The sequence below is a fragment of the Paraflavitalea pollutisoli genome (assembly GCF_029360705.1).
Lineage (GTDB): Bacteria > Bacteroidota > Bacteroidia > Chitinophagales > Chitinophagaceae > Paraflavitalea > Paraflavitalea pollutisoli.
This window is the reverse complement of sequence record NZ_JARKMX010000008.1, coordinates 4039796-4054982: the sequence shown is the minus strand read 5'-3', so window position 1 is coordinate 4054982 and position 15187 is coordinate 4039796. Positions and strand designations below refer to the sequence as shown.

General features: G+C 48.8%; 6 protein-coding genes. 5 read left to right on the top strand and 1 reads right to left on the bottom strand.

The window, feature by feature from the left end; genetic code table 11:
• Positions 1-380: 380 nt before the first annotated feature.
• Positions 381-1574, bottom strand: a complete 1194-nt coding sequence (locus P2W70_RS29725) for a glycosyltransferase family 2 protein (protein ID WP_276485217.1) — start codon at positions 1572-1574, stop codon at positions 381-383.
• A gap of 501 nt (positions 1575-2075) precedes the next feature.
• On the opposite strand from P2W70_RS29725, the gene P2W70_RS29720 reads away from it, so the two are divergent.
• The 5 genes from P2W70_RS29720 to P2W70_RS29700 all read left to right on the top strand — a co-directional run bounded on the left by P2W70_RS29720 (position 2076) and on the right by P2W70_RS29700 (position 15147).
• Positions 2076-9239 (top strand): fibronectin type III domain-containing protein, encoded by a 7164-nt coding sequence (locus P2W70_RS29720; protein ID WP_276485216.1) that lies wholly within the window; start codon positions 2076-2078, stop codon positions 9237-9239.
• Positions 9240-9404: 165 nt separating this feature from the next.
• Entirely contained in the window at positions 9405-11621 is a 2217-nt protein-coding gene (locus tag P2W70_RS29715) for an exopolysaccharide transport family protein (protein ID WP_276485215.1), read from the top strand.
• A 21-nt stretch (positions 11622-11642) separates the two neighbouring features.
• Positions 11643-12773 carry an acyltransferase family protein gene (locus P2W70_RS29710; RefSeq protein WP_276485214.1) on the top strand — a complete coding sequence of 377 codons (1131 nt, stop codon included), beginning with the start codon at positions 11643-11645 and terminating at the stop codon, positions 12771-12773.
• A gap of 129 nt (positions 12774-12902) precedes the next feature.
• Positions 12903-14408 carry an O-antigen ligase family protein gene (locus tag P2W70_RS29705; protein WP_276485213.1) on the top strand — a complete coding sequence of 502 codons (1506 nt, stop codon included), beginning with the start codon at positions 12903-12905 and terminating at the stop codon, positions 14406-14408.
• A gap of 1 nt (position 14409) precedes the next feature.
• On the top strand, positions 14410-15147 hold the full coding sequence (locus tag P2W70_RS29700; protein WP_276485212.1) for a TolC family protein: 738 nt from the start codon (positions 14410-14412) through the stop codon (positions 15145-15147).
• Positions 15148-15187: the final 40 nt, after the last annotated feature.

The window sequence follows — 15187 nt, the reverse complement described above, 5'->3', positions numbered from 1 at the left end:
TTTTCAACAGGCATGTTTATGGACTAACATGGCTTACAGAGGTATTGAACAAACATTAATACAGTGACAGGCCGAACGCAATCGTATGGCGTAAACAGGATGGAATGTGGATTATACTGATGTGAAATCAGGTTACAGGGGAATTTCAAGGATTCGTGGTATCGAGAATAAGCTGCTATCTTTTCATTTTGGCTGGTCGCCGTTTCCAAAAGGATAGTTGAACTAAGAGGGAGTGGTTTACTATTCGCCGGTAAAAGTAATAACAATTATTAATAAACCAAATTTCTCTGCTTATTATCTTATTATTATATGGCAAAAATCCTTATTTACCGCTGAAATTCAAATACCCTAAGAGTGGTATTAAGTATAATTGCGTAGTACTACGCGGCTTTCTGCCTGGCTGCTTTTTCCCACAATACCGTTTGCTTATTGCGAATAAACCGGTTGAAACCGATGAATACCGACAGGTTCATGAAGAGAAAATAGAAGGGGATATATACTGCTTTCAGGCGGATATTCCTGCTGGCATAGATCCAACCGGTAATCCCGAGTGCATAGAATATGGCTTGCAATACCAGTATGAGTTGGTAGAAAGGTCCTCCACCCATGAGCACGATGCCGATATTGGCGATCAGGAGGAGTATCAGGGCTACGGGGCAGGCGGTCCAGCGAAGGATGCGGTGGGAGACGAACTGGAAGGAGGCCACGGGATGCACGAATGGGTTGAAGAGTGGTTTCAACAGGAGCATTGCCTGGAAGGCGCCCGCACAAATCCGCACTTTTCGTTTCATTTCATCCTTGATGCTGGCGGAAGGTGCTTCGGCCGCGTAGGCGTTGGGTTCGTAGCGTACTACATAACCGTTGATGACCAGCTTCAGCGATTGTACAAAGTCTTCGATGATGGTGCCTTCGGGTGCTTTTTCAAAGAGCGCCTTGCGTACGGAAAACAATTCGCCGGCGGCTCCTACGGTGGTAAATAGGTCCGAATCCAGTTTTTTCAGGAAAGATTCATATTTCCAGTACAGGCCTTCTCCGGCAGCGGCGGCTGCATCTTTGCCCTGTTGCATGATCTTTTTCTCACCGGCCACACCGCCTACTTTGGGGTCTGCGTAGTGTTTTACGATCTCCTTTATACAGCCTGTATTGAGCAGGGTATTGGCATCGCAAAAGATGACCAGGGGCGATTGTACCTGTTGAATGGCCCGGTTCATAGCCGCTACTTTCCCCCTTCTCTCGGGTTGGTGCAGCAAGTGGATGGAGGGGTGTTGACGTATGATATCCGTGGTGCCATCGCTGGACCCATCGGTGATGAAAATCAGTTCCAGCTTATCTTTTGGGTAATCGAGGGCAAAGGTGTTGCGGATCTTTTCTTCGATAAAGTCTTCTTCATTATAAGCAGCCACTACGAGGGCTACAGCCGGCCAATCGGCATCATGGGGAATGGCAGGGGCTTTAGGGCCACCTAACAATGATTTTATTTTAACCAGGATCCAGACGAGGATACCGTAGCCCACATAACTGTAGAAGATCAGAAACAGGCTAACCCAGAAGATGATGATGATTGTATTTGCCACACTATTATAAATGATCATAAACGATCAGGGCGCAATATTATTCCGTTTTTTCCAAATTGCTCTTAAGTCTCGGTAACTAAATCATGAAACAAGGTGAGTGGGTGTTATGGGTTGGTTAACCCGGGTTGGGAGTTTGTGTCCGCGTGTGGGAATGCGGTTGTTGTTAATCAGTCAAACTCAACGCAGTATTGATCTTTATCGTATCCCCTGACAATTATCAAAAATACCTCAAAGTGGTTATTGTCGTGTTTTTATTGTTTAAATAATTTCGCTTTTTGGAAAAGAGTATTACTTTTGCTTACCTCCAATAAGCCTCACATCAATATCCCATAGGAAGACGTACACAGTGCTTTTACCTCATATTCTTAGATAAAACCATCCTAATAGTCCACTCCAATATGCCTCCTTTGCTTTAACAAGTCCGGGAAACATATCCTCATTTAAAGCCGTTGCTCAGGTTTTTTACAAACTGAAATAACGTTTTTAACCATATAGCGTAATATGAAGCGATTACTACTTCTAACCACAACCACTGTGTTGTTGTGTCTTGCCATGCAGGCACAAAACGTCTTTAACCCAGACGATCCGATCGTACGCTGGAATTCAGCTGCGACGTTGGGTACGTCCACCAATCCCAACCCTAATATCGGGGGCTTGCAAAAATGGGTGAGTGTGGCTTCCAACGGGATCAGTACCGGAAGCGGTAACTGGGATAACACCTCGTTCAAAGCTTATTACATCAACATCGGCGGTCAGTCATTCTGTTTCCGTTTGAAGTTCCCCAAGAACTACAAAACGGATGACGTGAATAAGAAGTACCCCGTGATGCTGTTTTTCCATGGCGCCGGTGAGCCCGGATGTCCTTCGAACGGAGGCATCTACAACAACGAACGCCAGCTTACCCATGGCGCCAAATTTTTCCGCGACAAGGTCGATAATCAGACCTTCGACGGATTTTTGCTGTATCCACAGGCGTTGACCACCGGCACCTGTAACAGTAGCTGGGGTTCTTACACGCCAGTTTACAACGTGATTTTAAACTTGCTGGATTCGATGAACAAGTATGTTCGGTCGGACATTGACCGCGTATTTGTAAATGGTCTTTCCAATGGTGGTTCTGCTGCCTGGCATATGGCTTTTGCCAAGAATGACCGTATTGCTGCTGCCGGTCCTTCGGCTGCCGCCATCGGTGGAGAGAACAACTTAAATAACCTCGTACATATCCCTATCTGGTTTGCTTCGGGTGGTAAAGATTCCAACCCTAACCAGAGTATAGCGCAGGGTGTATATAATGATATTAAAGCTTTGGGTTCCGACATCAAGTACACGCTTTACCCCGACCTCGGTCACAGTATATGGACTAATCACTGGAGCGAGCCTGGCTATATCGAGTTCATGAGTGCCCATCACAAGGCCAATCCCCTCATCTTCTTCCAGCGCGATGCGTGGTGCGTCGACGCTGCCATCAGCGCAAAGTTGGGTATTACCAATAATAACAGCTGGTCTTATGAGTGGCAAAGAAATGGTGTAACGATCGCGCAAAAGATAAATGGTGTAGTCACTATCCAGAATGCTGGAGTAGTGAAAGGATATTCTGCCAATGTGAACGAGATCACCGTGGATTCTTTTGGTACTTACCAGGTTCGTTTTAAAAGAACCAATGGCGGTGCCTGGTCCGTATGGTCTCCTAAGCCAGCCGTGATCAAGCCCAAGCCGATCACTCAAACTCCCACACCAGCCGTGCTGGGTTTACAAAGTAATGTATTACCATCCCCCGATGGCAAATCTACCGTTACCCTGTCTTTACCAGCTGGTTATATATCTTATCAGTGGTTGCAGGGGGCTACGGTAAAAGGCAACCAACCAACCTACAATGCTTCGGTTGGTACTTATACTGCCTCGGTGGTAGAGCAATTTGGTTGCGGTGCGTTGCCTTCTGCGCCTTTTACGGTGTTGAATGCCAATGGCAATCCGAAGCCCGATCCTGCCAAGAACTTGTCGGCGCATACATTGTCGCTGACCAGTGTTCAACTTGACTGGACCGACAATCCCAATGCGATCGAAAACGAGACTGGTTATGAGGTCTACCGCGCTGCTACGGCTGGTGGTCCTTACAAACTCATTGCGATCACACCGGCCAATGCGACCTCTTATGTCAACACCAACCTTACTCCCAATACTTCATTCTATTATATCGTACGTGCAATAGGCGCCTCCGGTGCTGCTGCCGTAACTAGTGAAGTTAGTGTTAAGACCGATGCTGACAATACGGCTCCTACGGCTCCTTCCAACCTGACCCTGACTGGGGCTTTCACCGACTATGCCAACATCAGCTGGATTGCTTCTACGGATGACGTAGGCGTGGCCAAGTACGATGTGTTTGTGAATGGTGCGAAGATGTACACTACTGACCAAACGACGTTGACCATTGCCAACCTCGACAGTGGTGTGGTATATAATATTATTGTAAAGGCGCGTGATGCTGCCGGCAACTTCTCTCAGCCCAGCAACCAGGTGACTGCTTCAACCGGTTTGATCGGCAACAACATCAACTTTAAGTATTTCGAAGGATCCTGGAGCAATCTGCCCAACTTCGATAACCTGTTCCCTGTTAAAACAGGTTCTACACCGAATATCACCGTAACTCCCCGCAACCAGGCCGATTACTTCGGATTCCTGTGGGAAGGTTATATTAATGTGCCCACTACGGCAAATTATACTTTCGAGATCTGCTCTGATGACGGTAGCCGTCTCTACGTAGATCAGACTTATGGTTTCGCCAAGACGCCGCTCATCAACAATGATGGTGGCCACGGTAACCAATGTAAAACGGCTACGATTGCACTGACTGCTGGTCTGCATCCTATTGCCCTCGGCTATTTCGACGGTGCTGGTTCGGATGCAGTAAGCTGGAGCTGGCAAAACGATGCTGGCCTGGCCAAACAAGCTATCCCCAGCAATGTATTGTTTGCCGCAGGCGCAGTAGGTTCTACCATGACTGCTCCTTCCAAGCTTGTTGCCACTACTGTTTCGCACAACAAGATCAACCTGACCTGGACTGATAACAGCGCTAACGAGACCGGATTTGAGATCGTGCGTTCTACCACGTCAAACGGTACTTACAGCCAGGTGGCTACAGTAGGTGCTGATATTACCAACTTTACCGATTCTGGTTTGCTCGCCAATACCAAGTACTTCTATAAAGTACGTACTATCGGAAACAGCAATGCTTCTAATTATACCGGTACCTACACTGAGGCGAACTGGAAGCTGAACAACAGCAATGTCGATTCTAATGGCAACGCTACCCGTTACCTGACACTGACCAATGCTACCTATAGCACGACTGGTCCTAAAGAAGGCACTCATGCGCTGAACATGACGGGCAGCAATCAGTATGCTACGATCAATGGCGCAGCAAGTGGTGGTTTCCCCAGTGAAGGTGCTTACACGCAACGTACAGTAGGTATCTGGTTGAAATCAACCGCATTGACCAACAATAAAGTGATCTTCGACTTTGGTAACAGCACCAATGGTCTGGCGCTTCGTTTCTCCGGTGGTCTGCTGCAAGCTGGTATCGCCAGTGCAAGCAACCGCCTGACCCTGGCGCCCACTGCTACCGCCTTCAATGCAAATTGGGTGACTGGTGGCTGGAACCATGTGACTGTTGTATATAATGTATCTTCTCTGAAGATCTTCCTGAACGGTGTTGAGATCGCTGCCAACAATGCGCTGCCCTTCAGTACCATTGCTGCTGCCGCCAGCAACAACGCACGTTTCGGATATTCCGGTAATACCAATGGTGAATCTGCTTTCAATGCAGCTGCAACCAGCAACGATTATTTCAATGGTCAGATGGACGATATCTATGTGATCAATGGTGCGCTGACTTTGGATGAGATCGCCAGCCTGGTAAGCCTGACCTATAAGCAAGCTGCTGCCACTACACAGCCTACGCCAGCTACGCCGGCTACTCCGACCAACCTGGCAGGTACTGCAGTGTCTTCCTCTGTGATCAACCTGACATGGACTGATAACGCCAGCAACGAAACTGGCTACGAAGTGTCACGCTCTGCTACAAGTGGTGTTGGTTATTTCGTGATCGGTACTGTGCCCGCGAATACTACAGCGTTTTCCGATACCGGCCTTGTCGCCAATGTTACCTATTATTATAAGGTAAGGGCCAACGGTCCAGCTGCATCTTCTGGTTATAGCAGCGAGCTGTCTGTAACTTCCCTGAACAATGCGCCCAAGTTCACGCCGCAAAGCAACTTTACCGTACGTTACAATTCAGTTCATGTGTTGACCGTAAAGGCAACGGATGCTGACGGTGATGCGATGACCTTTACTACCGGTACTTTGCCTTCGTTCGTGACTGTGCAGAATATTACTGCCAACGGTCTCGAACTGAGGTCTGCACCTGGCATCTCTGCACAAGGTTCTTATATGCTCAGGGTTTATGTAACCGATGTATTCGGTGGCAAAGACACGCTGAAATACAATATGGTAGTGAACGATAACAGCCTGCCGGTGATCACGGCGGTGCCTGCTGTGAACTTGAGTGAAATGGACACCCGTGTCGTGGCGCTTGAAGCCAGCGATGACGACGGCAACAATACACTGACCTGGTCGGTGGTTGAAAAGCCTTCTTTTGTTACGCTGGTTGATAGTGGCAATGGCCGCGGTTCAATCACGCTGAAACCAACCCTGGCTGATGCTGGTAGTTACACCATCACGGTGAAATCTGATGATTCCTTCGGTGGTTTCGAAACAAAATCGATCACGGTGACCGTAGCTGATAAGGAAGCGAAAGAGCGGATACAGATCAATATGAAGAATACTACCTCTGGTGGTACCGGTTGGAATGATGTGGTGGCTACCTATGGTGGAGCAATCACCCTCAGCGACCTGAAGAATGTGAAAGGTGTTAACACCGGCGCAAGCTTCTCGTTCCTGAGCAATGAGTATGGTACTGCCAGTGCCGGTGTACAAGGTGGTGGTGCATGGCCCAACTCTGTGATGGTGGATGGTATCTATTGGGGCTATGGCTTCCAGGGTGGTACCAAGAACGACACCCTGCGCGTACGCCTGAATGGTCTGGATGTTGCACGCAAGTACAACGTGATCTTCATGGCCAGCAACAATTGTGGCGGCTGCGGTAACGAGGTTACTTCGAAGACCACCTTCAAGATCGGCAACGAGACTGCGGATATCCTGTTCTACAACAATGCGAATACGACCGATACCATTTACCAGGTGCAACCCGGTGCGGGTGGTGAAGTACTGATCTCTATGATCGGTGATGCTAACCCTGCTGTAGGTGGTACTCTGAACTTCCTGGTACTTGAGGCTGCTTTCGATGACAGCACTGTGCCTGCTAAACCTACCAACCTGGTAGCCGCTGCAGAACCTGCTGGTGTGAAACTGACCTGGGTTGACAAAGCTTACAACGAGAACAATTACCAGGTATTCCGTGCCAATGTGAAAGCGGGACCTTATACCCTGCTGACAACCCTGGCGGCTGACGTGACTACGTATACTGACGCTGCTGTGACTCCATTCTCGCAATACTTCTACTATGTAGTAGCCAATAACAATTACGGTACTGGAGCTGGCATCGATACCGCTTCTGCTACTACTGCCAACAACAAACCAGTGGTGGCAGGTGTGATTGCCACGCACACACTGAAAGTGGATGATGTTGTCAATGATGACTTCACCGTGACCGATCCGGGTGATGTAGTAACCGTTTCGATCGTCGACAAGCCTGGTTTCGTTACCCTGCAACAACTGGGTGGCACCAACTACAGGCTGATCGTAGCGCCTTCTGCCAGCGATCTGGGTACTTTCAACTTCACCGTAAAAGCTGCGGACGACAAGGGTGGTGAAACAACTGTACCGGTTACTGTAACTGTAAACGATAAGAATACCCGTTCTGTATTGGTGAACTTTGCTTATTGGGGTGATGAAGCAGCTGCTCCCTGGAACAATATCGTAGGATATATCGGGGCCGAGTATACCCTGCCGAACCTGAAAGATGAGAACAATGCGACTACGCCGTTCAGCATCACTACAGTTGGTGGCTGGAACCCCTGGAACAATGGTCACAATTCTGGCAGCAATACCGGGGTGTACAATGATAAGGTGATCAAGAGCGGTCATGTCATCAACGACTCTTTGAGAGTGATGCGTTTCTCTAACCTGGATAACAGCAAGCGTTACAACGTAGTGATCTTCGCTTCGAGCAATGACGGACGGCATACCTATGCCCGCTATACATCCGGAGCAACTTCCGATACGCTTAACGCAAGCTACAATACCAACAGAACAGCCAACCTGAACAACCTGCAACCCGTGGGTGGCGTTATCGAGTTCTCCCTCCGGAAGTTCCCGGCTTCAGACTATCTGTTCATCAATGCTGTTCAACTGGAAGAGTTCACTGCAGGCCTCAACCTGAACCCTGTGAACCTGTCTTCTGAGCCTGTTGACAGAAATTCAGTTTACCTGATCTGGTCCGACAGAACAAACAATGAAGATGCAGCGGGTGGCTTCCAGGTGGAGCGTTCTACCGATGCAGCCTTCAGCAGCACAGTAGCCTTCAATCTGCCTTCGAATACGACAGAGTACAAGGTAACCGGCCTCAACCCCAATACCAAGTACTGGTTCCGTGTTCGTGCGAAAGTAGGTGGTGTATATACCGACTGGAGCAATGTAACGAAGACGATCACGCCACAGGCGATCACTTATGTGAACTTCAACTTCGGTACAGAGTACAATGCACCTGCACCCTGGTACAACCTGGCTGCTCTGCCAAGCGAGCCATTCACCTTCCCGAACCTGCCCAACCAGTCGAAACAACCGACCGGTATGACACTGGCCTGGGAGCGGTTCATGAATGCAGATAACAACTTTGGTGTGATAACCGGTAATAACTCAGGTTTTGCTCCTGATGTAGTATTGCGTTCCAACTACTGGATCGATAATACCCAGCTGGCGCAAATGAGACTCTCTGGCTTGAACCAAAGCAAGCGCTACCGCATCGGCTTCTTCGGTAGTATGAGTACCAACGGATGGTGGGAAGGTAACTATACCAGCACCTACACCGTAAATGGTAAAACAGTATACCTGAACAGCTGGATGAACTCGGTGAAGGTGGTTTACATCGGCGACCTGCAGCCTGATGCAAACGGTGAGCTGATGCTCAACTTCTCTACAACCCAGGAAGCGGCTTACGGCTTCAATGGTGGCCTCATCATCCAGGCTTATGAAGATGGTGCAGCTGGCGGAACAGTATTGAACCGTACAGAAGTGGAAACTACTGGTGCTGAACAGCCTACTGTTGCGACCAACGAGGCAACTTCTCCTGCAGCAGCTGCGGCCGCTACCCGGACGATCGCTGAAGGCAGAATGTACCCCAATCCGTTCGTTGACCAGATCAACCTGGACTTCAACAACACTGCTGCCAACAACCACGTGACAGTAGATGTATTTGATCTGAGCGGAAAGCTGATGTTCAGAAAAGACTTTGGCAAACTGGCAGCTGGTTATAGCACCCTGCGTGTGAACACTGCTGCAGCCAACCTGAACACTGGTCTGTACATGGTAACTTTGAATGTAAACGGTAAACCCGTTCACGTCAGTAAACTGGTAAAGGCTAGCAAATAGCCTGCTTACTATAGGCGGTCCATCCAGCCTCGGTGGACGGACCGCCTTCCCTTCCGGGAAAACGAATTAAAAAACTCTGAACTATTCCAAAAACCGGGAAACCATTATGGTCTCCCGGTTTTTTTTGCTACTTTTTCACCTCGAATTACACAAAAAAGAAACCTTATGGATTTGTTGTATCTATTGTACTCGCTGCTACGTAAGAAATGGATCATTATCGGTTGTACTGTACTAGGAGTTGTAGCGGGTTTTGTATTTACACTTTTCCTCCCTAAAACCTATGGCTCTGTCGCGCAATATTCCACTGGTTTTACGATGGAGCAGAAAGTAACGATCAAAGAAGGAGCCGGAATCAACTTTTACGAGATCGAAACCCGGTTCAACAACGTTATCGAGACCTTCAAGTCGCCCAAAGTAATGGGTATGTTGTCGTACAAGTTGCTGCTGCACGACCTGGAGGATATGAAACCCTTTCACAATCTTACCGAAGAACAAAAGAACAGCGCCACTTATAAGGCCTTCGACAGAGAACAGGCCAAGATCATATTACGGCGTAAGATCGCCAACATGGAGCTGCTCAGCCCCGCCGATCCTGAAGAAAAGAAGATATTCGACCTCGTTTATCTCTATGGGTATGCTCCCGAATATCTGCAAGCAAAACTGTTGATCTCCCGTGCCGACCGCACCGATTACCTCAACATTCTTTGCCGCTCCGAAAATCCCGAAATGTCGGCGTTTATAGCCAATACCATTGGCCAGCAATTCATCCGTTTCTTTAATAGTATTTATGGGCTGCGTAACCAGGAGTCTGCTGCGAAGCTAGATAGCCTTGCTGCCTCCAAGAAAAGAACCGTCGATAGCCTGACAGCAGGCTTGAAATTATTCAGAGAACGTATCGGTACTCCCGATGTGGGCGCCCGCGCTTCGGCCGCCATGTCGGTAGTACAGAGCGTGACCAGCAACTACCAGCAAGAGCTGGCAAAACTCAATAACCTGCGGGGTGAATTCAGATCGGTAGAAGAGCAGTTGCAGGAACTGGGAACCCAGAATACCAGTGGTGGTTTCGTAAACAACAATGCTGCTATCCTGGCCCTGGGAAAAGAGAACGAGGGGTTGGAGCTCCAGAAGAATGGCAAATCCGAAGAAGAGATCAAAAAGTTGCAGGACCAGATAGAGGCCAACGTGCGCAAGATAGGTCAACTGAAAGGCAGTGGTAGTTCCAACGCCGACCGGCAAAGCCGCGTCAACCGGGTACAGGTGCGTCAGGAAGAGCTGCTTGCCCGGAAAATGGACTTGCAGCAACAGATCCTGGCTTCCGAAACCAATGCAAAGTTATTTGGCGCTCAAAAGGCGGAATATGATGCCATCACGATGACCGGCGGCGGCGACCAGGTATTGCTCGACGCCCAGGAGCGTGACCTGCGTATTGCCAATACTGAATACGAGACGATGAAAAGAAGTTTGCAGTCGACCCTCGATTTGGATGTGAATCCGCAAAACAATTTCAAGCAGATCCTGATAGCGGTGCCTGCTTTTGCACCGGAGCCCTCCAAGCGTTCGCTGGTGCTCGGCCTTTGCGGCATGCTGATGTTGTTCCTGTCTGCCTTCATTGTTATCGCGCTCGAGTTCTTCGACTCCTCCTATAAAACGCCAACCATCTTCCAGCGCCAGACCAAGCTGAAATTGCTGACGGCGTTGAATCGTCTCAACTTGAAAAAGAAAACGATCCAGGAGTATTTCAAAAATGATGGAGACGATGACCGCGCGGGTGAAGGGGCCGTATTCATCGAAAACCTGCGCAAGCTGCGTTTTGAGCTGATCAATAGCGGCAAGAAAGTATTCCTGGTAACGAGTACCAAGCCCCAGGAAGGTAAAACGACGGTGATCGAAGCCCTGGCCAATAGCCTGAGCCTGACGAAGAAAAAAGTGCTATTGATCGATGCCAACTTCTCCAATAATACGTTGACCCGCAAGTTCGAAGCAAAGCCTGCCCTGGATCAATTCAGTTATTCGGGAAATGGCAATGTGGTCGATAAGTTTCTGGCCTCGACCAGTATGACCACTATTCCCAATACCGACCTGATCGGTTGTACGGAAGGAAACCATACCCCTTCGGAAGTGTTGCCTAAAAACAACCTGATGGATCACCTGCCCAAGATCGCCGAGGGCTATGATTTCGTATTCATCGAAGGGGCGTCGCTCAACAAGCATGCCGATAGTAAGGAGCTGGCAGGCTGGGTAGACGGAATCATCGCTGTGTTTTCGGCCAAGTCATCGTTGGGTCAGATCGATAAGGACTCTATCCAGTACCTCAATAATACAGGCGACAAGTTCGTAGGTGTTGTGTTGAACAATGTAGAAGCTAATAATATGGACCTGTAAGGTCAAACCTCATTCCTTGTCATGCTTAATTTTTTATTTAATAGTCAAAAGATACTGAACAGGAGCCGGTATCCCTGGATCGACTACGCGAGGGGGATCACGATACTGCTGGTAGTGTACCGGCACGTATTCGAGGGACTGGCCAATGTAGGGGAGGGGTCTGGCAGTTACGAAAACCTGAAATACCTCAATATTTTCTTCTTTAGTTTCCGGATGCCCCTGTTTTTTATCGTTTCCGGTATTTTTATCGGCAGCAGCCTTACACGGAAGGGCATCGGAGAGTATATCGGCAATCGTTTCCAGACGATCTTCTATCCGTTGATGGTATGGGGATCGATCCAGATTACGCTGCAACTGTTGTTTGCCGGGTATGCGAGTGCCGCACGCAGTCCCTTCGATTACCTGAACCTGCTGATCGATCCGCGAAAGATCGAGCAATTTTGGTACCTGAATGCCTTGTTTTTTGTGAGTGTGTTGTATGCCCTGGTGCATTTTTATGGCAAGGCGAGGGCCTGGCAACAGGTGGTATTGGGGCTGATCCTGTATTCCATCTCCGGCTACTGTCTGGTTAACCGGATTCATATTGGATTGCTGAATGATATATTGTTCTTTTACCTGTTTTTCGCGATCGGGCATTTGTTTTCCGATTGGGTATTGAATACAAAAAATCATGCAATCCTGACCTCCTGGCGTACTACGCTGATCGCGTTGCCTTTTTTTGTGTTGGTACAGCACTATTTTACCTACCTGAACCTGTTGCATGAGGACGACTATTACGTGCAGTTTCAACGGCCGGTCATTTTTGCGGTCACCGCATTGATCGGTGGTGCCTATGTGATCCAGGTTTCTTTCTTATTGCAGAAGCTGAATGTATTGCGGTTTCTCCGGGTGATCGGGTATCATTCGTTATATATTTATGTGATGCATTTGATGATCACTTCGGCGATCCGGAGCGGGCTGGTAAAACTGTTTGGCATCGAGAATATTCCGGTGTTAATGATCGTTAGTGTTACGATGGGGGTAGTTTTGCCCATCATTTTGTATAATTTATTCGAGAAAATGGGGGCCTGGTGGCTGTTTACGCTGAAAAAGCCCACGCCCCCCGTAGTAAAGCCAGTGCCAGCCAGCCAGAAAATGGTGGTGGGTAACTGATCACATTAATAATAAGGGAATATGGAAAACGAACAGAACAAAATGCAGGTGTTTGAGATCATCAGTACGCTGTTTGCAGCTATTTTCTGCATTACCATGTTTGTCAAGTTCCTCTTCTTTTAGATCATCATGGTAAAAAATTTACTACATAAGACCTCTGAAACAGTGCTCGGCTGGCTGCGTTACCATATCCTGGAGCGCAAACTGACGACCGGGTTGGGTATTTCACTCCTGGGGCTGATCGCCATTGGGATGTCGTACCTGACGGTTTTCGTGAGTCCTGGCGCCAGTATTGGCATCGTAGGAGCCGTGGCGGGTATACTGTTCTTTATTCTTTGCATGATGTACCCGAAGGTGGGTTATTATGCCTCCTATGTGGTCTGTCTCTTTCTGCTGTTACCGGTACGGTTGTTTAATATACAGGCCCTTATACCGACGGGGCTGATACCAGAATACCTATCCTACCTGACCCTGCTGGGCGTAATTACCCGCCAGGAGTATACCAAGGAGGTCGATAGTAAGTTCTGGACCAATACCCTTACCGTCTGGATCGGGGTTTTGTTGTTCTACTACCTGCTGCAGATCGTGAACCCCTCGGGCGCCAGTAAAATGGGCTGGTTCAACTTTTTCCGGAAGCAGGTCAGCTTCGCTGCCTTTTTCTACATGAGTTACTGCTTCTTCAATACGAAGAAAGCCATCATGTTCTTCAGCAAATTTTGGGTGGTGCTCAGTTCTATAGAGGCCTTGTATGCCTGTAAGCAGCAGTGGTTTGGCTATACTTCGTGGGAAACGGCATGGCTGATGGCCGATGCCAACCGGGTGGACCTTTTTGTGAACGGGGGCTTTGTAAGGCGGTTTGGCCTGTTATCGGATCCGGCGGCGGCTGGTATCCTCTACGCTTCTTCCACGGTATTTGTGCTGGTTTTGGCGCTACAGGAGAAGAATTTCAGGTTGCGATTATTGTATTATGCGCTGGCAGCCATGCACTTCATGGCCACCAGTTATTCCGGTACCCGTACGGCCACCATGATGGTGGTAGCGGGTGTTGTCTTTTATTGTATCCTGACGCTGTACCAGCGCCGGACCATTATTTTTTCCGGAGTTTTTGCCCTGATGTTCGTGGGTTTAATGGTCGCGCCGATTTATGACAATATGATCATCAATAGGTTGCGCTCTACTTTTGAGGGGTCCAAAGACCCTTCCAACCTGGTGCGCGACATCAACCGGGCGATCGCCCAACCCTACGTCTGGAGCCATCCTATCGGGGGGGGGCTCAATACGGCGGGCCTGGTAGGAACGATCTACAATCCCGGGCATTTCTGCTCAATGATCCCACCGGATAGTGCATACATGCAAACGATGATGGAACAGGGGCCGATCGGGCTGGCATTGTTGTTGATTTTTTATTATTTGATCCTACGGGCGGGCATCAAACCGTTTTACCGGGTGCGGGATCCCGAGATCAAGACCCAGTATGCGGCCAACCTGGTATCGGTTTTTAGCCTGATGGTGGCCCAGTATTCTCAAATGGCTATCGGTCAATATCCCAATGTATTGTACTTTTATTCCGCGTTGGCGATATTCCTGAAATTACACCAATTCGACTCAGCCAACGCTGACGAAGCAAACAACTAATATGAACCTTGTAACCATGAATAGAAAGATCGCCGGCATTGGAATCCTGATGCTGACTGCTGTAGTCTCGAACGCCCAACAACCAACTGGCCGTAATGTGTCTACTTACCACGCCAATCACGATACCACGCAGATCACCGACATCCGGGAAAAGCTGGTACAACTGGCATTGCAGAATCCCGAGTTCGAGATAGCCGATCGGAATATCAACGTAGCCCGCTATTCGCTGGGTCGTGCCAAGGGCACTTGGCTCAATGGTTTGGCAGGACAGGGCAACGTTAACGAATACACCATCAATCCGAAAAGTGCGCCTTCCAACCAGGCTACATTGTATCCAAAATACAACTTCAGTCTGACCCTACCTTTCGACTTCTTTATTACCCGGTCCAATGATGTGAAGATCGCCCGGGAGAACCTTTATATTGCCCATGCTGAAAAGAATGAACGTTACCGGACCATCCGCAAGCGGGTACTGTCTGCCTACGAAGACTACCTGATGCACAAAGAGAAATTGGACCTGGTGATTCGCATGGCGCAATCTGAATACACGGAATATAAACTCGCCGAAAAAGACTTCTCCGACGGCCTCATCACCCCTGAGGTATTCAAGAAAGCCGAGAACTCCTACTACGAGCAGCAGATGCGTAAAGCCGATCAGCAACGCAATTTCAATGTGGCCCGCCTGGAGCTGGAGCAGATCATTGGCGTTAGCATCGACGACGTACTGGGCAAAAAATAAAATCTCGTGTATATTGTGCCGGTAAAGGGTCCGGCCATGA

Bases quoted from the DNA above. Each gene is read 5' to 3' on its own strand.
- P2W70_RS29720 (WP_276485216.1), top strand. From the start codon at position 2,076: ATGAAGCGATTACTACTTCTAACCACAACCACTGTGTTGTTGTGTCTT.
- P2W70_RS29715 (WP_276485215.1), top strand. From the start codon at position 9,405: ATGGATTTGTTGTATCTATTGTACTCGCTGCTACGTAAGAAATGGATC.
- P2W70_RS29710 (WP_276485214.1), top strand. From the start codon at position 11,643: ATGCTTAATTTTTTATTTAATAGTCAAAAGATACTGAACAGGAGCCGG.
- P2W70_RS29705 (WP_276485213.1), top strand. From the start codon at position 12,903: ATGGTAAAAAATTTACTACATAAGACCTCTGAAACAGTGCTCGGCTGG.
- P2W70_RS29700 (WP_276485212.1), top strand. From the start codon at position 14,410: ATGAACCTTGTAACCATGAATAGAAAGATCGCCGGCATTGGAATCCTG.